Here is a 22,376-nt window from a genome sequence, read left to right on the forward strand (position 1 = left end):
GGCGTTCGGGGGTGGTGTTATTCCACCTCGACCAACAGGTCCTTTGCGTCGATCTGTGCGCCTGGGGTGACGTGGACGGCCTTGATGGTGGCGTCGCGTTCGGCGTGGATGCCGGTTTCCATTTTCATCGCCTCGATGGTCAGCAGCAGGTCGCCCTGTTTGACCTGTTGGCCGGCGGTGACGGCGACCGAGGCGACGACGCCGGGCATGGGGGCGCCGATATGGTCGTCATTGCCGGGATCGGCCTTGGGGCGTTTGGCGACGCTGGCGGCGGCCTTGCGGTCGGGGACGCGGATGGTGCGGGGCTGGCCGTTCAGTTCGAAGAAGACCTTGACCTCGCCTTCCTCGTTGGTCTCGCCCACCGCTTGCAGCCGGATTTCCAGGGTGACACCGGGGTCGATCTCGGCGCTTATCTCGTCGCCGGGCTCCATGCCATAGAAGAAGGCATGGGTGGGCAGGGTGCGCACCGGGCCATAGATGTCGTGGCGTTCCATGTAATCGGTGAAGACCTTGGGATACATCAGATAGCCGTTCAGGTCCTCGTCATCGATCTCGATCCCGCCCAGCCGGCCTGAGACTTCGGCGCGCGCGGCGTCCAGATCGGTGGGGGTCAGGTGCTTGCCGGGGCGTTCGGTATTGGGCGCCTCGCCCTTCAGGACCTTGGCGACGATGGCGGGCGGGAAGCCGCCCGGGGGCTGGCCCAGATTGCCGCGCATCATGTCGATCACGCTGTCGGGAAAGGCCAGATCGACCGACGGATCCTCGACCTGTTCACGGGTCAGACCCTGGCTGACCATCATCAGCGCCATGTCGCCCACGACCTTGGAGCTTGGCGTGACCTTGACGATATCGCCGAACATCTGGTTCACATCGGCATAGGTCTGGGCGACCTCGTGCCAGCGTTCCTCCAGGCCCAGGCTGCGCGCCTGCGCCTTGAGGTTGGTGAACTGCCCGCCCGGCATCTCGTGCAGGTACACCTCGGACGCGGGGGCCTGTAGCCCGCTTTCGAAGGCGGTGTAATGCGCGCGCACCTGCTCGAAATAGTTCGAGATCCGGCGGATCGCGGCGATGTCCAGCCCGGTGTCACGGTCGGTGCTGCGCAGCGCCTCGACAACAGAGCCCAGCGTCGGCTGCGAGGTGTTGCCGGAAAAGCTGTCCATCGCGGCATCGACCACATCGACCCCGGCCTCGGCCGCGGCCAGCACGGTGGCGATGGCCGCCCCTGACGTGTCATGGGTGTGGAAATGGATCGGGATGCCGATCTCGTCCTTCAGCGCCTTGAACAGCACCCGCGCGGCGGGCGCTTTTAGCAGCCCGGCCATGTCTTTCAGCCCCAGGAAATGGGCACCGGCGGCTTCCAGCTCCTTGGCCATGGCGACATAGTATTTCAGGTCGTATTTGGCCCGGCCCGCATCCAGGATGTCGCCGGTATAACAGACCGTGCCCTCGCAGATCTTGCCCGAGGCGATGACCGCATCCATCGCCACGCGCATGTTTTCCACCCAGTTCAGGCTGTCGAACACGCGGAACACGTCGACGCCCGAGGCGGCGGCCTGGCGCACGAACTCCTGCACCACATTGTCGGGGTAATTGGTGTAGCCCACGCCGTTGCTGGCACGCAGCAGCATCTGGGTCAGCAGGTTGGGCATCGCCGCGCGGATGTCGCGCAGGCGCTGCCACGGGCATTCCTGCAGAAACCGGTACGCCACATCAAAAGTCGCGCCGCCCCAGCATTCGACCGAGAAGAGCCCCGGCAGCATCGCGGCATAGGCCGGGGCGGCGCCGATCATGTCGATGGACCGCATCCGCGTGGCCAACAGGCTTTGGTGCCCGTCGCGCATCGTGGTGTCGGTGATCAGCAGCTGCGGCTGTTCACTGACCCAATCGGCCACGGCGGCGGCGCCGTATTCCTCCAGGATCTGGCGCGTGCCGGGCTGGTAATCGGTCAGCTTGCGCAGCGGCGGGCGGGGCGGTTTCACATCGGCATGGGGCCGGGGGCGCCCGGCGGTCTCGGGATGCCCGTTCACCGTGATATCGGCGATATAGGTCAGCACCTTGGTGCCCCGGTCGCGCCGCGCCTTGAAGTCGAACAGCGCCGGCGTCTCGTCGATGAACTTGGTGGTGTATTCATTCGACAGGAAAGTCGGGTGCTTCAACAGGTTCTCGACAAAGGCGATATTGGTGCTGACGCCGCGGATCCGGAATTCGCGCAGCGCCCGGTCCATGCGGGCGATCGCGGCCTCGGGCGTGGGGGCCCAGGCGGTGACCTTGGTCAGCAGGCTGTCGTAATACCGCGTGATCACCGCCCCGGAATAGGCGGTGCCGCCGTCCAGCCGGATGCCCATGCCGGTGGCCGAGCGATAGGTCTGGATGCGGCCGTAATCGGGGATGAAGTTGTTGGTCGGGTCCTCGGTCGTGACGCGGCATTGCAGCGCGTGGCCGTTCAGCCGGATCTCGTCCTGGCTGGCCTTGCCGGTGGCTTCGGCCAGGGATTTGCCCTCGGCGATCAGGATCTGCGCGCGCACGATGTCGATGCCGGTGACTTCCTCGGTCACCGTATGTTCGACCTGCACGCGGGGGTTCACCTCGATGAAGTAGAACTTGCCTGAATCCATATCCATCAGGAATTCGACCGTGCCCGCGCATTCGTAATTCACATGGGCACAGATCCGGCGGCCCAGCTCGCAGATCTCGTCGCGCTGCGCCTGGCTCAGATACGGGGCCGGGGCGCGTTCCACGACCTTCTGGTTGCGGCGCTGCACCGAACAGTCCCGCTCCCACAGGTGATAGATCTGGCCCATCTGGTCGCCCAGGATCTGCACCTCGACATGGCGGGCGCGGGTGATCATCTTTTCCAGATACCCCTCGCCATTGCCAAAGGCGGCCTCGGCCTCGCGCCGGCCCTCGCGCACCTTTTCCTCAAGCTCTTCGGGGCCCATGATCGGGCGCATCCCGCGACCGCCGCCGCCCCAGCTGGCTTTCAGCATCAGCGGATAGCCGATCTCGGCGGCTTCCGCCCGGATCGCATCCATATCATCGCCTAGAACCTCGGTCGCGGGGATGACCGGCACATCGGCGGCAATCGCCACCTTGCGCGCGCTGGCCTTGTCGCCCAGGGCGCGCATGGTCTCGGCCTTGGGCCCGATGAAGGTGATGCCATTGGCGGCGCAAGCCTCGACGAAATCGGGGTTTTCCGACAAAAGCCCATAGCCCGGATGGATCGCATCCGCCCCGCATTCCCGCGCCACGCGGATGATCTCGGGGATCGACAGATAAGCCGCAACCGGCCCCATCCCCTCGCCAATCCGATACGCCTCGTCCGCCTTGAACCGGTGCAGGCTCAGCTTGTCCTCCTCGGCATAGATCGCAACCGTCCGCTTGCCCATCTCGTTCGCAGCACGCATCACACGAATGGCAATCTCGCCACGGTTCGCGATCAGAATCTTCTGGAAATCGGCCATTTTGCCCCTCCGCCGGTGTCGTTGACGCAAATTGTTATGGACCTTTCCGCGCGCGAACAACCGTACAATTGGGTAAATCCCACAGTGAATTTGCGACATTTCCCGTTCCGGCAGAGCGCCCCGGATCGTCGCGCAACAAATGTACGCAGGCCCGAAAGCGGGGGACATTTTGTTCCGCACGCGTGGCGGGATCGGCGCGCGGAAACATATGGAACAATCAACGAACAAATCTTTAACTCTGCCGCCATTCGCGCTAGTTTGGCACCATGAGCAGTTTTTCCGAAGATGACGCGTTCGAAGCCGCCGTTCCGCTGAGCCAGCGGGCGATGGCCGCGCGTGGCACCCCGTATCTGGACGATCTGAACCCCGCGCAGCGCGAGGCGGCCGAGACGCTGGATGGCCCCGTCCTGATGCTGGCGGGCGCGGGGACCGGCAAGACCAAGGCGCTGACCGCGCGGATTGCGCATCTGTTGCAGTCCGGAACAGCCCGCCCGAACGAGATTCTGGCCGTCACCTTCACCAACAAGGCCGCGCGCGAGATGAAGGACCGCGTGGGCCGCCTGTTGGGGCAACCGGCTGAAGGGATGCCCTGGCTGGGCACGTTCCATGCGATCTGCGTCAAGCTGCTGCGGCGGCACGCCGAACTGATCACCCGGTCTGACCCCGATGCGGTGGTCGAAGGCGGGCATGGCGCGCATCTGAAATCCAATTTCACCATCCTGGACACCGACGATCAGATCCGGCTGCTGAAACAGCTGATTCAGGCCGCCAATATCGACGACAAGCGCTGGCCCGCGCGGAACCTGGCCGCGATCATCGACAACTGGAAAAACCGCGCCTGGACGCCGGAAAACGTGCCCGCGTCCGAGGCATCGGCGTTCGACGGCAAGGGGGTCGAGCTTTACGCCGCCTATCAGGACCGGCTGCTGACGCTGAACGCGGTCGATTTCGGTGACCTGCTGCTGCATATGGTCACGATCTTTCAGACCCATGACGACCTGTTGCGGCAATATCAGCGCTGGTTCCGCTATATCCTGGTCGACGAATATCAGGACACCAATGTCGCGCAATATCTGTGGCTGCGGCTGTTGGCGGGCGGGCACCGGAACATCTGTTGCGTGGGCGATGACGACCAGTCGATCTATGGCTGGCGCGGGGCCGAGGTGGGCAATATCCTTCGGTTCGAAAAGGATTTTCCGGGCGCCAAGGTGGTGCGGCTGGAACAGAATTACCGGTCGACCCCGCATATCCTGGCCGCCGCGTCAGGCGTTATCGCGGGCAACAAGGGGCGGCTGGGCAAGACGCTGTGGACGGCGGCGGAAGAGGGCGAAAAGGTCCGCCTGATCGGCCATTGGGATGGCGAGGAAGAGGCCCGCTGGATCGGGGATGAGATCGAGGCGATGCAATCGGGCACGCGCGGCTTGCGACCCATGAACCTGAACGACATGGCGATTCTGGTGCGCGCCAGCCACCAGATGCGCGCGTTCGAGGATCGGTTCCTGACCATCGGCCTGCCGTACAAGGTGATCGGCGGCCCGCGATTTTACGAGCGAATGGAGATCCGCGATGCGATGGCCTATTTCCGCGTCGCGGTCAGCCCCGATGACGATCTGGCGTTCGAGCGGATCGTGAACACCCCCAAACGCGGGGTGGGCGACAAGGCGCTGCAAAACACCCAGCGCGCGGCGCGGGCCAACGGGATTTCGCTGCTCGAGGCCGCGCGGCTTCTGGTCTCGGCCGGTGAAATCAAGGGCAAGGCCAAGGGCGAGCTGGGCAAGCTGGTGGCCGGGTTCGACCGCTGGCAGGCCGCCATCCGGACCGAGGCTGACCATATCGAACTGGCCGAGATCATTCTGGAGGAATCCGGCTATACCGAGATGTGGATGAACGACAAAACGCCCGAGGCCCCGGGGCGGCTGGAGAACCTGAAGGAACTGGTCAAGGCGCTGGAAAGCTTCGAGAATCTTCAGGGTTTTCTGGAGCATGTCGCGCTGATCATGGACAATGACAGCGGCGACGATGGCCCCAAGGTCTCGATCATGACGCTGCATGCCGCCAAGGGTCTGGAATTCCCCGCCGTCTTTCTGCCGGGGTGGGAGGATGGGCTGTTTCCGTCTCAACGCAGCATGGATGAAAGCGGCCTGAAGGGGCTGGAGGAGGAGCGCCGCCTGGCCTATGTCGGGATCACGCGGGCCGAAGAGCTGTGCACGATTTCCTTTGCCGCCAACCGCCGGGTCTATGGCCAGTGGCAATCGGCGCTGCCGTCACGGTTTGTCGATGAGCTGCCCGAGGATCACGTCGATATCCTGACCCCGCCCGGCCTTTACGGTGGTGGCTATGGTGCGGCGGGCGGTATGGCTGGCGGGGTCGAGGAACGCGCCGCCAGTGCCAATGTCTATAACTCGCCGGGCTGGAAACGGATGCAGGACCGCAGCGCGCAGCGCGGCACCAGCCAGCCCCGCGAAAGCCGCAACATGGTGATTGACAGCCAGGCGGTGTCGGCCTTCACCATGGGCGACCGGGTGTTCCATCAGAAATTCGGCTATGGCTATGTCATGGGGATCGAGGGCGACAAGCTGGATATCGAGTTCGAGAAGGCCGGATCGAAAAAGGTCGTGGCCAAGTTCATCGTCGCCGCCGACCGCGCCGACGATGTGCCGTTCTGACCCCGGTTATTTCTTGGCCCCGGCATTGGGGCGTTCAATCGCGTCCAGATCGACCAGATCCCAGGGCAGGCCCGTATTGCGAAAGATGCGCTTGCCCTGGTTGGGGTAATCGCCCACGTCATGGGCCAGCCGCTGTCCGACGACGATGCAGCGCAACATGTCGGTCCCGGTGTTTTCCATCGTATGCGGCAGCCCGCCCTTGCGATAGCCGATGAAATCGCCCGGCCCGATGGGGTGGCGGTCGCCGCCGATCGTCACGGTCCCGGTGCCCGCCAGCACATAGGTGCATTCATCCTCGTGGTAATGGACGTGGTATTCGGTGCTTTCGCAGCCCGGCGGCACCTCGATGATGTGAAAGCCCAGGCCGGTCAGGCCGGTTTCATCACCCAGTGACTTGTTCACCCGCTTGGCACTGTCGTTCAGGAAATGCGTTTTGTTCAGCCCCGGCATCGCGTCGATCTCGGCACGGGTCAGGATGTATTTGTCGTCGCTCATGGCGCTCTCCGTCTGGGATGCTTTGGCGGATTGCAGCGATGTTGGGGGGCGGCGTCAATGGCGGAAAATAAAACGGCGACGCCAGGGAGGAGGGAGGCGCCGCCGTTCTTTCCAGCGACAGGCTCAGGGAGGAGGAGGAGCCAGCCGCATTCCGGTGGGGCGTGTTCTGCGCCCCGAATTTTGTGCGACGACGCCAGGGAGGAGGAGGGCGCCGCCGCGATTAGCTCCGGGTTCAGGGAGGAGGAAGAACCCGTCGCATTCCGTTGGGGCGTTCAGCCCCGAATTCTGTGCGGCGACACCAGGGAGGAGGTGGGTGTCGCCGCGTAGTCTGCGACAGGCTCAGGGAGGAGGAGGAGCCAGCCGCATTCCGGTGGGGCATGTCGCCCCGAAGAAGGGGCGGCGACATCAGGGAGGAGGTCGATGTCGCCGCTAATTCCAGAAGGCTCAGGGAGGAGGAGGAGCCTTCTGAACTCAGAAACTTTTATGCGCCATAGGCGGCTTCGAAAGCGATCGACCGGATCATGCCTTTGTTGATGCCGAGATCAGCCAGTTCACGCCCATCCAGGGCATGCAGTTCATTCAGAGTTGTGCGAAAGACCTTGCGACGTGCGTTATGGTCGCGAACCGCCTGCAACATCCCACTTACCCGATCAAACAGGCCCGCTGGCGCTGTCCGACTGTTCAAAACTTGTACCACGTTACACCTCAACTTCTGCGTCGATTGCGAGTGTGCCCCCGCTGTGACCTTGAATTTAGAGGTTTGCTGCAACTGCACAATGGCTTCGAGGGGCAATGCTGCTATGCAGAATTTGCATATGTCTGAAAGACTTAAGAATTCGGCAAATGACGTGGCGTCAGTTTGTTTAATGGGCAAATTAAATCCCGATTGTCGCGCCCTTGCCTTCGCTGGTGTTGTCGTCATGTTACAGCAAGGCAAAAAGGAAATCGTCATGACCGCCTCTGAAAAAGACATTCTCGACGCTCTGCGCCACGTGATTCTGCCCGATGGCGGGGATCTGGTGGCCCGTGACATGATTCGAGCGTTGCAGATTTCCGGCGACGAGGTGCGTTTCGTGATCGATGCACCGACCCCGGACATGGCCCGCCAGCTGGAGCCCGCCCGCCAGGCGGCGGTGCAGGCGGTGCAGGCGGTGCCGGGGGTCGCGTCGGTTTCGGCGGTTCTGACGGCGCATGGCCCGGCGGCGGCCCCGGCTGCCCCGGCGGGCGAGGCGCCCAGCCTGAAGATCGGGCGCCATCCCACCCAGGGCGGGGTCGAGAAGATCGCCGGCGTCGACCGCATTCTGGCCGTGGGCTCGGGTAAGGGTGGCGTGGGCAAATCCACCGTGTCGTCGAACCTGGCCGTCGCGCTGGCGCGGCAGGGGCGGCGCGTGGGGCTGCTGGATGCCGATATCTACGGCCCCTCGCAGCCCCGGATGATGGGGGTGAACAAGCGCCCGGCCTCGCCCGATGGCAAGACGATCCTGCCGCTTCAGGCGCACGGGGTCACGATGATGTCGATCGGCCTGATGGTCGAGGACGACACCGCGATGATTTGGCGGGGCCCGATGCTGATGGGGGCGCTGCAGCAGATGCTGGGGCAGGTGGCGTGGGGCGATCTGGATGTGCTGATCGTCGATCTGCCGCCGGGCACGGGCGATATCCAGATGACCCTGTGCCAGCGCACGCCGCTGACCGGGGCAATCGTGGTGTCCACGCCGCAGGATGTGGCGCTTCTGGATGCGCGCCGGGCCATCGACATGTTCGGCAAGTTCAAGACGCCGGTTCTGGGCCTGATCGAGAACATGTCGATGTTCATCTGTCCCGATTGCGGGCACGAGGCGCATATCTTCGGCCATGGCGGCGTCAAGGCCGAGGCCGACCGCCTGGGCGTACCGTTCCTGGCGGCGCTGCCGATCGATCTGGACACGCGGCTGGCGGGCGATGCAGGCACCCCGGTCGCGGCGGGCACGGGTCCGGTGGCCGAGGCCTATGCCCAGCTGGCGGCGGGGCTGGTCAAGGGCGGCATGGCCTGACGGCCCGCGCCGCCGCACACATCTATATATAGGGGCCTGTACGGCCCGCGCCGCGTTGGGCGGCGATTTTCCGGCCTGTGGTGCGGGCGTGCATGGGAATGCGTGGGCATTCCGTGGCCGGAAAAACAGTCCTACGGGAATTCATGGGACGATTGCGGAATTTCGACGGATTTCGACGAATCAATCGGCCGTTTGCCGGGGAGCCGCGGCGGTAAACTTGCCCTCATAATCGCGTGTTCCTGATATGTCCTGGCTGGGGTGGGTTCGAGCTGGGAATTTCTGGGAATTTGCGGATGGGGCCATGGCCATCAATCTTCATCTATATCTAGTGTGTGGCGCGTCAAGATATTCAATTTGTCGTATCTGGCGCGGATTCCGGCAATTCGTTAACATGGGCTCAGGGCGCGCTGTGCGGTATTTTCCCGTGAATTCCCTATAATTCCCTTGAAATGACATCCCGTGCGTGGCATCACTGGTGCATCGGATGAGGACGGGCTCAATAAGGGGCGACAAAGACCCCAAGGCACCAAGTCAGGTTTCATACAGGCACCCGCTTTCATCGATGACCAAGATCCGGCGCGCGGGCGAGCAGACATCCCCCCAGGTGGCGCGCGCAGCCGGACACCCAAGACTGGGAGCGAGGGCGGCGGATTGGGCAGTGGCAGCGGCTCGATCCGCCGTTTTCATTCGGGCGATTGAAGAGGGAGCGTCGGGACAGTGGCGCGCAGGTTCAGAGGCGAGCACACCTTCAAGGTGGACGCGAAAGGCAGGGTGTCGATCCCGGCCTTTTTTCGCCGTGTGATCGAGGCGGGCGACCCCAACTGGACCGACGGCCTGCGCCCCGAGATCGTCATCGTCTATGGCGACCAGACCCGCGATTACCTGGAAGTTTTTACCGTCAACGCGATCAACGCGCTGGATGACAAGATTGCGGCCCTGCCGCGCTCGCCGCTGAAACGGAAGCTGGAGCGTATGGTCAGCGGCCAATCGCACGAGACCGAGATCGACCCCGATGGCCGGCTGGTCCTGCCGCAGAAGCTGCGCGAGAAGATCGGCCTGCAGAAAGAGGCGTTCTTTATCGCCAGCGGCGACACGTTCCAGATCTGGAAGCCCGAGACCTTTGCCGCGCATGAGGCGGAATATGCCGAAGAGCTTGGCGATGACGTGCCCGAGGGCACCGATCCGCTGGATGCGCTGGACATGGTCCTGGACGCAAGGGGGGCGCGGTAAGCATGGCGGCCGCTGCGCAATCAGCCTCGGACAAGCCGCATATCCCTGTCTTGTTGCGCCCGCTTCTGGATGCGGTCGCGCCGGTTTCGGGCCTGTGGCTGGATGGCACCTTCGGTGCGGGTGGCTATGCCCGTGGCCTGTTGCAGGCGGGCGCCGACCGGATGATCGGGGTGGACCGCGATCCGATGGTCTTTGACATGGCCGCGTCCTGGGCCGATCAGTATCCCGGCCGGCTGACCCTGGTCGAGGGCACGTTTTCCCATCTGGACGATTATGCCGACGCGCCGCTGGATGGTGTGGTGCTGGATCTGGGCGTCAGTTCGATGCAGCTGGACCAGGCCGGGCGGGGGTTTTCGTTCCTGCAGGACGGGCCGCTGGACATGCGGATGAGCCAGTCGGGCCCATCGGCGGCGGACCTCGTGAACACCGAATCCGAAAAGCGCATTGCCGACATCCTGTTTCAATATGGCGAGGAGCGCGCCTCGCGCCGGATCGCCCGCGCGATTGTCGAGGCACGCAAGACCAGCCCGTTCCAGACCACGGCCCAACTGGTGGCGGTGGTCGAACGCTGCCTGCCGCGCCCCAAGCCGGGGCAAAGCCACCCGGCGACCCGCACGTTCCAGGCCATCCGCATCGCGGTGAATGACGAGCTGGGCGAGCTGATCGCGGGCCTCAGCGCGGCGGAACGGGCGCTGAAACCGGGCGGGCAACTGGCGGTGGTGACCTTTCATTCGATCGAGGACCGGATCGTCAAACGGTTCCTTCAGGCGCGTTCGGGCGGGGCGGGGCGGGCCAACCGCTATGCCCCCGAAACCCAGCAGGCGGCGCCGCAATTCACGTTGAAAAGCCGCAAGGCGATCGGCCCGGACGACCGCGAACTGGCGGAAAACCCACGGTCACGGTCGGCGAAGCTGCGGGTGGCGGTGCGCACGGATGCGCCCGCCGGGCCGATGGATCGTGCCGGGCTGGGTTTGCCCGCGCTGGTGGTTGAGGGGAAAGATTGATGCGCAGCCTGCTTTACATCTGTTCGGCCCTTGCGGTCATGGGGCTGGCCTTTTGGGCCTATCAGCAGAACTACAAGACCCAGCATGCGCTGAAGGACACCGCGCGGTTGCAGCGCGAGATCGGCCAGATGCGCGAAAGCCTGGGCGTGCTGCGGGCCGAATGGGCCTATCTCAACCGTCCCGAACGGCTGCGCGAGCTGGCGGCGCTGAATTTCGACCGGCTGGGCCTGTTGCCGCTCAGGGCCGATCAGTTCGGCCGCGTCGACCGGGTTGCCTATCCGCGCCCGGACCTGCCCCCCATCACCGATCCCATCGAGGCATGGGGCAATCTGGAGCCACTGCAATGATCCGTACACCGCTGCGCCCGCTGGCCCGTATCCTGCAAGCCCGCCAGATGGGCGAGAACCCCGATGCCATCGAACGCGAGAACCTGCGCCTGCGCCATGAAGAGATGCGTGATCAGTCCCGCACCCGGGCCGAAAGCCGGTTGCTGGTGCTGGGGGTGATGTTCTTTTGCGCCTATGCCACGGTGGGGGCGCGGATGGGGCTGCTGGCCTCGACCGAGCCGCAAGAGCCGCGCGCGGCGGCGAGCGGTGCGGCGATCATCGCGCAGCGCGCCGACATCACCGACCGGGCGGGCCGGATCCTGGCCACCAACATGGCCACGCATGCGCTTTACGCGCAGCCGCAGATCATGATCGACAAGGACCGCGTGGCGCGCGAGCTGGCACAGATCTTTCCCGACCTGAACGAGGAAAAGCTGCTGGCGCAATTCAGCGGCAAGCGCAAATTCCTGTGGATTCGCAAGAAGATCAGCCCCGAACAGCAGCAGCTGGTGCACGAGATCGGCGATCCCGGCCTGTTGTTCGGCCCGCGCGAGATGCGGCTTTATCCCAATGGCAAGCTGGCCGCGCATGTGCTGGGCGGCGCCAGTTTCGGGCGCGAGGGCGTGAACTCCGCCGAGGTGATCGGCACCGCGGGCGTCGAAAAGGCGTTCGATGCCTATCTGCGCGATCCCGGCAATGGCGGCCAGCCGCTGCGCCTGTCGCTGGATCTGACCATTCAGGCGGCGGTCGAGCGGGTGCTTTATGGCGGCATGAAGCTGATGAACGCCAAGGGCGCGACCGCCGTTCTGATGGATATTCACACCGGCGAGCTGATCTCGATGGCCTCGCTGCCCGATTTCGACCCCAATGACCGTCCCGCGCCGCTGACCCGCGGCGATCAGTCCGACAGCCCGCTGTTCAACCGCGCGGTGCAAGGGGTGTACGAGCTTGGCTCGACTTTCAAGATCTTTGCCGTCGCGCAGGCGCTGGAAGAGCGTCTGGTGAACCCGTCGACCATGATCGAGACCAAGGGCCCGCTGACCTGGGGCAAGTACCGCATCCGCGACTTCCACGATTACGGCAAGGAACTGTCGGTCACCGATATCATTGTCAAAAGCAGCAACATCGGCACTGCGCGCATGGCGATGCAGATCGGCGGGCCGCGTCAAAAGGTGTTCCTGGGCCGTCTGGGCCTGTTGGAGCCCACCAGTGTCGAGATGGTCGAGGCCCCGACAGGCCGGCCGATCCTGCCCAAGAACTGGTCCGAGATCTCGACCATGACGATTTCCTATGGCCACGGGCTGTCCTCCAGCCCGCTGCATCTGGCGGCGGCCTATGCCTCGGTCCTGAATGGCGGGACGCGGGTCGAGCCGTCATTGCTGGCCGGTGGCAAGCCGCAGACCGGCGAACGGGTGATCAGCGCCCGGACCTCGGCCGAGCTGCGGTCGATGTTGCGCCAGGTGGTGTCGCGCGGCACCGCCAGCTTCGGCGAGGTCGAAGGCTATGCCGTGGGCGGAAAGACCGGCACCGCCGACAAGCCCAAGCCGCGCGGCGGCTATTACAATGACAAGGTGATCGCGACCTTCGCCAGCGCCTTCCCGATGAACGATCCCAAATATGTGCTGGTGGTAACGCTGGACGAGCCGGTCGAAACCTCGGGCGCGAAACCGCGCCGCACGGCGGGCTGGACCGCCGTGCCGGTCGCGGCCGAGATCATTCGCCGCACCGCGCCGCTGCTGGGGCTGCGGCCAGAGATTGAACCCCGCGACCCAGTTGGGGTAACACTCGCCTCGTCGAACTAAGGGTGCGGGGGCACAGATGGCGGATCAGGCGAAAACAGCGACACTTTCCAGTCTGGGCCTGACCGCGCAGGGCGGGCGCGAGGTCGCGATCACCGGGCTTTCGGTGGACAGCCGCCTGGTCAAGCCCGGCCACCTGTTCGCGGCGCTGCCCGGAACAAAGGTGCATGGCGGGGAATTCATCCAATACGCGCTGCGCATGGATGCCGCCGCGATCCTGACCGATGCCGAAGGCGCGCGCATCGCTGCCGCCGAACTGGACGCCAGCGATGCCGCGCTGATCGTGGCCGAGGACCCGCGCCAGGCGCTGGCCGGTGCCGCCGCGCTGTGGTTCGGCGCGCAGCCCGCCACCATGGTCGCGGTCACCGGCACCAACGGCAAGACATCGGTGGCGACATTCACCCGCCAGATCTGGGAGCTTTTGGGCCATCACGCGGCCAATCTGGGCACCACCGGGGTCGAGGGCGCCTATACCGCGCCGCTCAACCACACCACGCCCGAACCCATCACCCTGCACCGGCTGCTGGCCGATATGGCGCAATCCGGTGTCACCCATGCCGCGATGGAGGCTTCAAGCCACGGGCTGGCCCAACGCCGCCTGGACGGGGTCGAGCTGAAGGCGGCGGCGTTCACCAATTTCACCCAGGATCACCTGGATTACCACGCGGATTTCGATGAATATTTCGCCGCCAAGGCGGGGCTTTTCAATCGCGTGCTCCCGGTCGAGGGGACAGCCGTCATCAACCTGGACGACCCGCGCGGCGCGGATATGGCGCGCATCGCCTCCGCGCGCGGTCAGGTCGTTCTGGGCGTCGGCCAAAGCGCCGAGGCCGACTTGCGCATCCTGAGCCAACGCTATGACGCGACGGGGCAGGATCTGCGCTTCGACTGGGGCGGCAAGAGCCATCAGGCCCGGCTGAACCTGATCGGCGGGTTTCAGGCGCAGAATGTGCTGGCGGCTGCGGCGCTGGCCATCGCCTGTGGCGAGACGCCGGAACAGGTCTTTGACACGCTGCCCGATCTGGCCACCGTGCGGGGCCGGATGCAGCTGGCCGCGACGCGCGACAATGGCGCGGCGGTCTTTGTCGACTATGCCCATACGCCCGACGCGCTGAAAACCGCGCTCAAGGCGCTGCGCCCGCATGTGCTGGGCCGTCTGGTGGTGGTTTTCGGCGCCGGGGGCGACCGCGATCAGGGCAAGCGCCCGCTGATGGGACAGGCGGCTGCGGAACACGCCGATGTTGCATTTGTGACAGACGACAACCCCAGATCCGAGGATCCGGCGGTGATCCGTGCCGCAATATTGCAAGCCTGCCCCGAGGCGACCGAGGTCGGCGACCGGGCCGAGGCGATCCTGCGCGGGGTCGATGCGCTGGGGCCGGGCGACGCGCTGCTGATCGCGGGCAAGGGGCATGAAACCGGCCAGACGGTCGGCGACGATATCTATCCGTTCGACGATGTCGAACAGGCCAGCGTGGCGGTGGCCGCGCTGGACGGTCGCGTGACGTGAGCGTTCTTTGGACTTCTGACGAGGCTGTGGCCGCCACCGGCGGGCGCAGCACGACCGAGTGGCAGGCGACCGGCGTGTCCATCGACACCCGCACGCTGCAACCCGGGGATCTGTTCGTGGCGCTGAGCGCGGCGCGCGACGGCCATGATTTCGCGGCGCAGGCGTTGGAAAGCGGCGCGGCGGCGGCGCTGGTGTCGCGTGTGCCCGATGGCGTGGCGCCCGATGCGCCGCTGTTGATCGTGCCCGATGTGCTGGACGGGCTGGCCGATCTGGGCCGCGCCGGGCGCGCGCGGGCCGGCGCGCGGGTCGTGGCGGTGACGGGCTCGGTCGGCAAAACATCGACCAAGGACATGTTGCAGGTGATCCTTTCGGGGCAGGGGCGCACCCATGCCGCCGTCAGCAGCTATAACAACCACTGGGGCGTGCCGCTGACGCTGGCGCGCATGCCCGCCGATACCGAATACGCGGTGATCGAGATCGGCATGAACCACCCCGGCGAGATAGCGCCGCTGGCCCGGATGACCCGCCCGCATGTGGCGTTGGTCACCACTGTGGCGGCCGTCCACCTGGAGGCGTTCGACAATATCGAGGGCATCGCGCGTGAAAAGGCCGCGATTTTCGAGGGGCTGGAGCCCGACGGCACCTGTCTGTTCAACGGCGATCTGCCGGTCAGCATCCTGACCGAACTGGAAGGCCCCGCCTGGGCCACCGGCGCGCCGGTGCTGCGCTTCGGCAGCGACGAGACCTGCCCCTATCGCCTGGTCGAGGCGCGGGTGAAGGACGGGACCACGATGGTCCGCGCAGAGACACCCGACGGGCCGGTGATGTTCAAGGTCGCCTCGGCCGGGGCGCATTTCGCGGCGAATGCCCTGGGCGCGCTGGCCGCGGCCCAGTCCGCAGGCGCCGATCTGGCGCTGGCGGCGGTCGATCTGGCGCGCTGGTCGCCCCCCGCCGGGCGCGGCATGCGGCAGAAGATTGTGCTGGACGCGGTCGAAACCGGCCTGTCGATCGAGCTGATCGACGATGCGTTCAACGCCAGCCCGACCTCGCTTTCCGCCGCGCTGAAGGTTCTGGCTTCGGCCAAAACCGAGGATGACGTGGGCCGCATCGCGCGGGGCCGCCGGATCGCGATCCTGGGCGACATGCTGGAACTGGGGCCGGACGAAATGGCGCTGCACGCGGCAATGGCCGAGGATCCGTCCTGTGACGCGGTCGATCTGTTTCATTGCGTCGGCCCGCGCATGGCCGCGCTTTATCAGGCGCTGCCCGAGGCCAAGCGCGGCGAATGGCACGAAACGGCCGACCAGATGGCCGCGCGTGCGCATGCGCTGGTCGATGCGGGCGATGTGGTGCTGGTCAAGGGGTCCAAGGGCAGCCTGGTGTCGCGCGTGGTTGACGCCCTGCGCAAATTGAGCCAATCCGACGCGACCGAAACCTAGGGGGCAGGGTAAATGTTGTACTGGTTGACCGAATTTTCCGATGGCGGCGACGTCTTCAACCTGTTCCGATACATCACGTTTCGGGCGGGTGCTGCGTTCTTTACCGCGCTGATCTTCGGGTTCATCTTCGGCAAGCCGTTGATCAACCTGCTGCGCCGCAAGCAGAAAAAGGGCCAGCCTATTCGCGATGACGGCCCCGAGGGGCATTTTTCCAAGGCCGGGACGCCCACCATGGGCGGGTTGCTGATCCTGTCGGCGCTGGCCTTTTCGACGGTGCTGTGGGCGCGGCTGGACAACCCCTATGTCTGGATCGTGCTGCTGGTCACCGTGGCCTTTGGTCTGATCGGGTTCGCCGATGACTATGCCAAGGTGTCGAAACACAACACCAAGGGCGTGTCGGGCAAGCTGCGGATGGGCCTGGGTCTGATCATTGCGGCGGCGGCGGGCTATGCTGCGGCACAGGTCCACCCCGAGCCGCTGTCCAACCAGCTGGCGCTGCCGGTCTTCAAGGACACGCTGGTCAATATGGGGCTGCTGTTTGTGCCTTTCGCCATGATCGTGATCGTCGGTGCGGCCAATGCGGTGAACCTGACCGACGGGCTGGACGGGCTGGCGATCATGCCGGTGATGATCGCCGCCGGAACGCTGGGCATCATCGCCTATGCGGTGGGGCGGGTCGACTTTACCGAATATCTGGATGTGCATTACGTGCCGGGTACGGGCGAGATATTCATCTTCACCTCGGCGCTGATTGGCGGCGGGCTGGGATTCCTGTGGTACAACGCGCCCCCGGCGGCGGTCTTCATGGGCGATACCGGATCGCTGGCGCTGGGCGGCGCGCTGGGGGCGATCGCGGTCGCCACCAAGCACGAGATCGTGCTGGCCATCGTCGGCGGGCTGTTCGTGGTCGAGGCGCTGAGCGTGATCATCCAGGTCGCCTATTTCAAGCGCACCGGCAAGCGGGTGTTCCTGATGGCGCCGATCCACCACCATTTCGAGAAAAAGGGCTGGGCCGAGCCGCAGATCGTGATCCGGTTCTGGATCATCTCGCTGATCCTGGCGCTGATCGGGCTGGCGACGCTGAAGGTGCGGTAAGCGTAACCGCGGGGGCGCCTGCCCCCGCACCCCCGGGAGTATTTTTCCCAAGAAGAAGCAAGAGGCGGCGATGATACCGGTTCAAGGGTTCGAGGGCGCGAAAGTGGCTGTGTTGGGGCTGGGCCGGTCGGGTCTGGCGGCGGCGCGGGCGCTGCGGGCGGGCGGGGCCGAGCCGCTGGTCTGGGATGACAGCCCCGAGGCGCGCGCGCGGGCCGAGGCCGAGGGGTTCGTGCCACACGATCTGACGCGGGCGGGCGCGTTCGAGGGGGTGGCCAGCCTGATCGTCAGCCCCGGTATCCCGCATCTGTATCCCGCCCCCAACCGTGTCATCGCGGCGGCCTGGGCGGCTGGCGTGCCGGTGGATAACGATATCGGGCTGTTCTTCCGGTCCTTTGCGACCGCGGATTGGGATTATTTCGACACCGCGCCCAAGGTCGTGGCGATCACCGGGTCGAACGGGAAATCCACGACATCGGCGCTGATCCACCATTGCCTGGTCGCGGCGGGGCGCGAAAGCCAACTGGCGGGCAATATCGGGCGCGGGGTGCTGGATATCGACCCGGCGGGCGATGGCGGTGTGGTGGTGCTGGAGCTGTCGAGCTATCAGACCGAGTTGGCGCGTGCGCTGACCCCCGATATCGCGATCTTTACCAACCTCAGCCCCGATCATCTGGACCGCCATGGCGGCAAGGGGGGCTATTTCGCGGCCAAGCGGCGGCTCTTTGCCGAAGGTGGCCCGGATCGCGCGATCATCGGCGTGGACGAGCCCGAGGGGCAGTTCCTGGCCAATCAGATGGCCGAAGGCGCTGCCGATGACCGGGTGATCCAGATCCTGGGCGGGCGCAAGCCCGATGGCGCGGGCTGGCAGGTGGCAGCGCGCAAGGGGTTCCTGTCGGAGTTTCGCAAGGGCCGTCAGGTGGCGTCCTTCGATCTGCGCGGGATCGACGGGCTGCCGGGCGCGCATAACCATCAGAACGCCTGTGCGGCCTATGCCGCGCTGCGGGCGCTGGGCCTGCCGCCGCGCGGGATCGAGGCGGCGTTTCACAGCTTCGCCGGACTGCCGCATCGCAGCCAGTTCGTCGCCGAGAAGGCGGGCGTGCGCTATGTGAATGACAGCAAGGCAACGAATGCCGATGCCGCCGCCAAGGCGCTGGCCGCGTTTGGCGATATCCGCTGGATCTGTGGCGGGTTGGAGAAAGAGGGCGGGCTTGACCCGCTGATCCCGCATCTGGGCCATGTGACCAAGGCCTATGTCATCGGGCGCGAGGCGCGGGGATTTGCGCTGAAGCTGGGCGATCTGCCCCATGAGATCTGCACCGACATGGCCACCGCCGTGGCCCGTGCCGCCGCCGAGGCCGCGCCGGGCGACACGGTGCTGCTGGCGCCCGCCGCCGCCAGTTTCGACCAGTATGACAGTTTCGAAAAGCGCGGCGAGGATTTCATCGCGCAGGTTGCGGCGCTGGACGGGTGACGGAACCGGCGGAAAACGCCATTTTTCAGGGCGTTTGCACGCATCTTCCCTAGCGTGAGAATCACTTTCGGGCTAGACTGCCGCCCAGACCCGGCAAACGGGCGATAGAGGCAGTTTAAGGCAGTACCCATGACTGAAATGGTCTATGGCAGTGTTCCCCGCGCGTCGGGCGAGCCGATCCTTCCGCGCTGGTGGCGCACAATCGATAAATGGACGTTGTCGTGCATCCTGCTTTTGTGCGGGGTGGGGCTGTTGCTGGGGCTGGCCGCGTCGCCGCCGCTGGCCTCGAAAAACGGGTTGCAGCCGTTTCACTATGTCCAGCGACAGGCGTTCTTTGGCGGGATCGCGCTGGTGGTGATGTTCGTGGTGTCGATGATGTCGCCGCACCAACTGCGCCGCTATGGCGTGCTGGGCTTTTTCGCGGCCTTTGTGGCGCTGGCGCTGTTGCCGGTGCTGGGCACCGATTTCGGCAAGGGCGCGACGCGCTGGTACAGCCTGGGCTTTGCCTCGGTCCAGCCGTCGGAATTCCTGAAGCCCGTCTTTATCGTGCTGGCGGGCTGGCTGATGGCCGCAGGGCAGGAAATCAACGGTCCGCCGGGCCGGTCGATCAGCTTTGCCATCGCCGTCGTGGTGGTGGGGTTCCTGGCGATGCAGCCCGATTTCGGGCAGGCGGCGCTGGTGCTGTTTTCCTGGGGCGTGATGTATTTCGTGGCCGGCGCGCCGTTTTTCCTGTTGATCGGGATCGCGGGCGCGGTCGTTTTCGGCGGCACCATCGCCTATAACAATTCCGAGCATTTCGCGCGGCGGATCGACGGCTTTCTGTCGCCCGATCTGGATCCGCGCACGCAGCTTGGCTATGCCACCAACGCGATTTCCGAGGGCGGCTTTTTCGGCGTCGGCGTGGGCGAGGGGCAGGTGAAATGGTCGCTGCCCGATGCGCATACCGATTTCATCATCGCCGTCGCGGCCGAGGAATATGGCCTGGTTCTGGTGCTGGCGATCATCGGGCTTTACGCGCTGATCGTGGTGCGGTCGCTGTTCCGGCTGATGCGCGAACGCGATCCGTTCATCCGGCTGGCGGGCACCGGGCTGGCCTGCATGATCGGGGTACAGGCGCTGATCAACATGGGGGTCGCGGTGCGGCTGTTGCCGGCCAAGGGCATGACCCTGCCGTTTGTCAGTTATGGCGGCAGCTCTGTCATCGCCAGCGCGATTGCCGTGGGCATGTTGCTGTGTTTCACCCGCACACGTCCGCAGGGGCGGATCGGTGATGCGCTGTTGCGGCGGGGGCGCGGATGAGCCGGGCGCCGCTTCTGATCATCGCGGCCGGTGGCACCGGCGGGCATATGTTTCCCGCCCAGGCCCTGGCCGAGGCGATGCTGGCGCGCGGCTGGCGGGTTAAGCTGTCGACGGACGCGCGCGGGGCGCGCTACGCCGGGGGCTTTCCCGATGCGGTGCAGATCGAAGAGATCTCCAGCGCCACCTTCGCGCGGGGCGGGGCGCTGGCCAAGGCGGCGGTGCCGTTTCGCATTGCGGGCGGCGTTTTGTCGTCCGTTTTCAAGATGCTGCGCGACAAACCTGATGTGGTTGTGGGGTTTGGCGGCTATCCGTCGATCCCGGCGATTGCGGCGGCCACGCTGCTGCGCCGCCCGCGCATGATCCACGAACAGAACGGCGTGCTGGGGCGGGTGAACCAGCGCTTTGCGGCCCATGTCGATGCGGTGGCCTGTGGCACATGGCCCACGACCCTGCCCGAAGGGGTCGAGGGGGTCGATACCGGCAACCCGGTGCGCGCCGCGGTGCTGGACCGCGCCGGTGCGCCCTATATCCCGCCGGGCGATTACCCGATGAGCCTGTTGGTCATTGGCGGCAGCCAGGGCGCGCGCATCCTGTCCGATGTCGTGCCCCAGGCGATTGCGCAGCTTCCTGCGGATCTGTTGCGCAACGTTCGCGTCGCCCATCAGGCCCGGGACGAAGACGGCCAGCGCGTCGCGCAGTTCTATGCCGATCATGGGATCGACGCCGATGTGCAGCCCTTCTTTGCCGATATCCCCAACCGGTTGTCCGAGGCGCAGCTGGTCATCAGCCGCTCGGGCGCGTCCAGCGTGGCCGATATCAGCGTGATTGGCCGGCCGGCGGTGCTGGTGCCCTTTGCCGCCGCGACGGGCGATCACCAGACCGCCAATGCGCGCGGGCTGGTCGGCGCCGATGCCGCGATCATGATCCCCGAATCCCGGCTTGAACCCGGCACGCTTTCCGAACACATAACCGCGATCCTGACGAATCCCGAAGCCGCCGTGCAGATGGCGCATGGGGCGCTGACCGTCGGTCGCCCCGATGCGACCTATCGGCTGGTCGAACTCGTCAGCCAACTGGCACAGAAGGGGCAGGCGGCATGAACGCGGCAGCAGCAACCAAACTTCCCACCGATGTGGGGTCCATCCATTTCGTCGGGATCGGCGGCATCGGCATGTCGGGCATCGCCGAGGTGTTGTTGAACCTGGGCTACACCGTTCAGGGGTCCGACCTGAAGGCCAGCAAGATCACCGACCGGCTGAAAACGCTGGGCGCCACGATTTTCGAAGGCCAGCGCGCCGAGAACCTGGAGGGCGCGGCGGTGGTCGTGATCTCCAGCGCGATCAAGCCGGGCAACCCCGAACTGGACGCGGCGCGGGCGCAGGGCCTGCCGGTGGTGCGCCGGGCCGAGATGCTGGCCGAGCTGATGCGCCTGAAATCCAATATCGCCGTTGCGGGCACCCACGGCAAGACGACCACGACCACCATGGTCGCCACCCTGCTGGACGCGGGCGAGATCGACCCCACGGTCATCAATGGCGGCATCATCCATGCATACGGCTCGAACGCGCGCATGGGCGAGGGCGAATGGATGGTGGTCGAGGCCGATGAAAGCGACGGCACCTTCAACCGGCTGCCCGCGACCATCGCCATCGTCACCAATATCGACCCCGAGCATATGGAGCACTGGGGCGACTTCGACACGCTGCGCAAGGGCTTCCTGGATTTCGTGTCGAACATCCCGTTCTATGGGCTGGCCGTCTGCTGCACCGACCACCCCGAGGTTCAGGCGCTGGTGGGCAAGATCACCGACCGCAAGGTCGTGACCTTCGGTTTCAACGCCCAGGCCGATGTGCGGGCGGTGAACCTGACCTATCGGGCCGGGGTCGCGCATTTCGACATCGCGCTTCAGGCCGAGGATATGCTGATCGAGGGCTGCACCCTGCCGATGCCGGGCGATCACAATGTCAGCAACGCGCTGGCCGCCGTGGCCGTGGCCCGCCATCTGGGCATGAAGCGCGACGAGATCCGCGCCGCCCTGGCCGCGTTCGGCGGCGTCAACCGCCGCTTCACCAAGGTGGGCGAGGTGAACGGCATTACCATCATCGACGATTACGGCCACCACCCGGTGGAAATCGCCGCCGTGCTGAAAGCCGCGCGTCAGGCGACCGAGGGCCGCGTGATCGCCGTGCATCAGCCGCACCGCTATTCCCGCCTGCATTCGCTGTTCGAGGATTTCTGTTCCTGTTTCAACGATGCCGATGTGGTGGGCATCGCCGAGGTCTATGCCGCGGGCGAGGACCCGATCCCGGGCGCCAGTCGCGACGATCTGGTGGCCGGGCTGATCCGCCACGGCCACCGCCACGCCCGCGCCGTCACGTCCGAGGACGATCTGGAACGACTGGTCCGCGAACAGGCGCGGCCGGGCGATATGGTGGTCTGTCTGGGCGCGGGCACGATCAGCACCTGGGCCAATGCGCTGCCTGCCCGGCTGAAGGCATAGCCGATGGCGGGGCGCGGATCGGACCAGTCGGCACGGACGGACGGTCTG

16 protein-coding genes are annotated in these 22,376 nt (G+C 65.6%); 13 read left to right on the top strand and 3 right to left on the bottom strand.

What is annotated here, in order from left to right; all coding sequences use genetic code 11:
* Nucleotides 1-17: 17 nt before the first annotated feature.
* Entirely contained in the window at nucleotides 18-3,461 is a 3,444-nt protein-coding gene (locus CLM60_RS09305; RefSeq protein ID WP_095588886.1) for a pyruvate carboxylase, read from the bottom strand.
* A gap of 266 nt (nucleotides 3,462-3,727) precedes the next feature.
* On the opposite strand from CLM60_RS09305, the gene CLM60_RS09310 reads away from it, so the two are divergent.
* Entirely contained in the window at nucleotides 3,728-6,127 is a 2,400-nt protein-coding gene (locus tag CLM60_RS09310; RefSeq protein ID WP_095588887.1) for an ATP-dependent helicase, read from the top strand.
* 6 nt (nucleotides 6,128-6,133) lie between these two features.
* Here CLM60_RS09310 and CLM60_RS09315 read toward each other — a convergent pair whose 3' ends face one another.
* The gene (locus CLM60_RS09315) at nucleotides 6,134-6,622 is read right to left on the bottom strand and encodes a cupin domain-containing protein (RefSeq protein WP_095588888.1); all 489 of its coding nucleotides are present in this window, start codon (nucleotides 6,620-6,622) and stop codon (nucleotides 6,134-6,136) included.
* A gap of 481 nt (nucleotides 6,623-7,103) precedes the next feature.
* The gene (locus tag CLM60_RS21380; RefSeq protein WP_342745119.1) at nucleotides 7,104-7,574 is read right to left on the bottom strand and encodes a DUF1127 domain-containing protein; all 471 of its coding nucleotides are present in this window, start codon (nucleotides 7,572-7,574) and stop codon (nucleotides 7,104-7,106) included.
* Here CLM60_RS21380 and CLM60_RS09325 point away from each other — a divergent pair.
* From CLM60_RS09325 to murC, 12 genes are all read left to right on the top strand, one after another.
* Complete coding sequence (locus tag CLM60_RS09325; protein WP_095588890.1) at nucleotides 7,573-8,655, top strand: Mrp/NBP35 family ATP-binding protein; 1,083 nt, start codon at nucleotides 7,573-7,575, stop codon at nucleotides 8,653-8,655. The two genes, CLM60_RS21380 and CLM60_RS09325, sit on opposite strands and share 2 nt — an antisense overlap.
* A gap of 717 nt (nucleotides 8,656-9,372) precedes the next feature.
* On the top strand, nucleotides 9,373-9,885 hold the full coding sequence (gene mraZ / locus CLM60_RS09330) for a division/cell wall cluster transcriptional repressor MraZ (protein ID WP_095588891.1): 513 nt from the start codon (nucleotides 9,373-9,375) through the stop codon (nucleotides 9,883-9,885).
* A 2-nt stretch (nucleotides 9,886-9,887) separates the two neighbouring features.
* Nucleotides 9,888-10,889, top strand: coding sequence for a 16S rRNA (cytosine(1402)-N(4))-methyltransferase RsmH (gene rsmH, locus CLM60_RS09335; protein ID WP_095588892.1), 1,002 nt, complete (start codon nucleotides 9,888-9,890; stop codon nucleotides 10,887-10,889).
* Nucleotides 10,889-11,236, top strand: coding sequence for a cell division protein FtsL (ftsL, locus tag CLM60_RS09340; RefSeq protein ID WP_095588893.1), 348 nt, complete (start codon nucleotides 10,889-10,891; stop codon nucleotides 11,234-11,236). The genes rsmH and ftsL overlap by 1 nt, the downstream gene beginning before the upstream one ends.
* Nucleotides 11,233-13,017 carry a peptidoglycan D,D-transpeptidase FtsI family protein gene (locus CLM60_RS09345; protein WP_095588894.1) on the top strand — a complete coding sequence of 595 codons (1,785 nt, stop codon included), beginning with the start codon at nucleotides 11,233-11,235 and terminating at the stop codon, nucleotides 13,015-13,017. Before ftsL ends, CLM60_RS09345 begins: the two co-directional genes overlap by 4 nt.
* A 16-nt stretch (nucleotides 13,018-13,033) precedes the next feature.
* Nucleotides 13,034-14,524 carry a UDP-N-acetylmuramoyl-L-alanyl-D-glutamate--2,6-diaminopimelate ligase gene (locus CLM60_RS09350; RefSeq protein WP_095588895.1) on the top strand — a complete coding sequence of 497 codons (1,491 nt, stop codon included), beginning with the start codon at nucleotides 13,034-13,036 and terminating at the stop codon, nucleotides 14,522-14,524.
* The gene (locus CLM60_RS09355) at nucleotides 14,521-15,963 is read left to right on the top strand and encodes a UDP-N-acetylmuramoyl-tripeptide--D-alanyl-D-alanine ligase (RefSeq protein WP_095588896.1); all 1,443 of its coding nucleotides are present in this window, start codon (nucleotides 14,521-14,523) and stop codon (nucleotides 15,961-15,963) included. Before CLM60_RS09350 ends, CLM60_RS09355 begins: the two co-directional genes overlap by 4 nt.
* A gap of 12 nt (nucleotides 15,964-15,975) precedes the next feature.
* Nucleotides 15,976-17,058, top strand: a complete 1,083-nt coding sequence (mraY, locus tag CLM60_RS09360) for a phospho-N-acetylmuramoyl-pentapeptide-transferase (RefSeq protein ID WP_095588897.1) — start codon at nucleotides 15,976-15,978, stop codon at nucleotides 17,056-17,058.
* Nucleotides 17,059-17,128: 70 nt separating this feature from the next.
* The gene (gene murD / locus CLM60_RS09365) at nucleotides 17,129-18,529 is read left to right on the top strand and encodes a UDP-N-acetylmuramoyl-L-alanine--D-glutamate ligase (protein ID WP_095588898.1); all 1,401 of its coding nucleotides are present in this window, start codon (nucleotides 17,129-17,131) and stop codon (nucleotides 18,527-18,529) included.
* A 129-nt stretch (nucleotides 18,530-18,658) separates the two neighbouring features.
* Nucleotides 18,659-19,828 (top strand): putative lipid II flippase FtsW, encoded by a 1,170-nt coding sequence (gene ftsW, locus CLM60_RS09370; RefSeq protein WP_095588899.1) that lies wholly within the window; start codon nucleotides 18,659-18,661, stop codon nucleotides 19,826-19,828.
* Nucleotides 19,825-20,928, top strand: coding sequence for a UDP-N-acetylglucosamine--N-acetylmuramyl-(pentapeptide) pyrophosphoryl-undecaprenol N-acetylglucosamine transferase (locus CLM60_RS09375; protein ID WP_095588900.1), 1,104 nt, complete (start codon nucleotides 19,825-19,827; stop codon nucleotides 20,926-20,928). Before ftsW ends, CLM60_RS09375 begins: the two co-directional genes overlap by 4 nt.
* Nucleotides 20,925-22,328, top strand: coding sequence for a UDP-N-acetylmuramate--L-alanine ligase (gene murC, locus CLM60_RS09380; protein ID WP_095588901.1), 1,404 nt, complete (start codon nucleotides 20,925-20,927; stop codon nucleotides 22,326-22,328). The genes CLM60_RS09375 and murC overlap by 4 nt, the downstream gene beginning before the upstream one ends.
* Nucleotides 22,329-22,376: the final 48 nt, after the last annotated feature.

It is taken from the genome of Actibacterium ureilyticum (assembly GCF_002285435.1).
GTDB lineage: Bacteria > Pseudomonadota > Alphaproteobacteria > Rhodobacterales > Rhodobacteraceae > Actibacterium_C > Actibacterium_C ureilyticum.

What these genes read in the sequence shown, in the direction of transcription:
- CLM60_RS09305 (WP_095588886.1), bottom strand. Translation starts at nt 3,461, where the DNA reads ATGGCCGATTTCCAGAAGATTCTGATCGCGAACCGTGGCGAGATTGCC.
- CLM60_RS09375 (WP_095588900.1), top strand. Translation starts at nt 19,825, where the DNA reads ATGAGCCGGGCGCCGCTTCTGATCATCGCGGCCGGTGGCACCGGCGGG.
- CLM60_RS09310 (WP_095588887.1), top strand. Translation starts at nt 3,728, where the DNA reads ATGAGCAGTTTTTCCGAAGATGACGCGTTCGAAGCCGCCGTTCCGCTG.
- CLM60_RS09345 (WP_095588894.1), top strand. Translation starts at nt 11,233, where the DNA reads ATGATCCGTACACCGCTGCGCCCGCTGGCCCGTATCCTGCAAGCCCGC.
- murD (WP_095588898.1), top strand. Translation starts at nt 17,129, where the DNA reads ATGATACCGGTTCAAGGGTTCGAGGGCGCGAAAGTGGCTGTGTTGGGG.
- ftsL (WP_095588893.1), top strand. Translation starts at nt 10,889, where the DNA reads ATGCGCAGCCTGCTTTACATCTGTTCGGCCCTTGCGGTCATGGGGCTG.
- ftsW (WP_095588899.1), top strand. Translation starts at nt 18,659, where the DNA reads ATGACTGAAATGGTCTATGGCAGTGTTCCCCGCGCGTCGGGCGAGCCG.
- CLM60_RS21380 (WP_342745119.1), bottom strand. Translation starts at nt 7,574, where the DNA reads ATGACGATTTCCTTTTTGCCTTGCTGTAACATGACGACAACACCAGCG.
- CLM60_RS09325 (WP_095588890.1), top strand. Translation starts at nt 7,573, where the DNA reads ATGACCGCCTCTGAAAAAGACATTCTCGACGCTCTGCGCCACGTGATT.
- CLM60_RS09315 (WP_095588888.1), bottom strand. Translation starts at nt 6,622, where the DNA reads ATGAGCGACGACAAATACATCCTGACCCGTGCCGAGATCGACGCGATG.
- rsmH (WP_095588892.1), top strand. Translation starts at nt 9,888, where the DNA reads ATGGCGGCCGCTGCGCAATCAGCCTCGGACAAGCCGCATATCCCTGTC.
- murC (WP_095588901.1), top strand. Translation starts at nt 20,925, where the DNA reads ATGAACGCGGCAGCAGCAACCAAACTTCCCACCGATGTGGGGTCCATC.
- mraY (WP_095588897.1), top strand. Translation starts at nt 15,976, where the DNA reads ATGTTGTACTGGTTGACCGAATTTTCCGATGGCGGCGACGTCTTCAAC.
- CLM60_RS09350 (WP_095588895.1), top strand. Translation starts at nt 13,034, where the DNA reads ATGGCGGATCAGGCGAAAACAGCGACACTTTCCAGTCTGGGCCTGACC.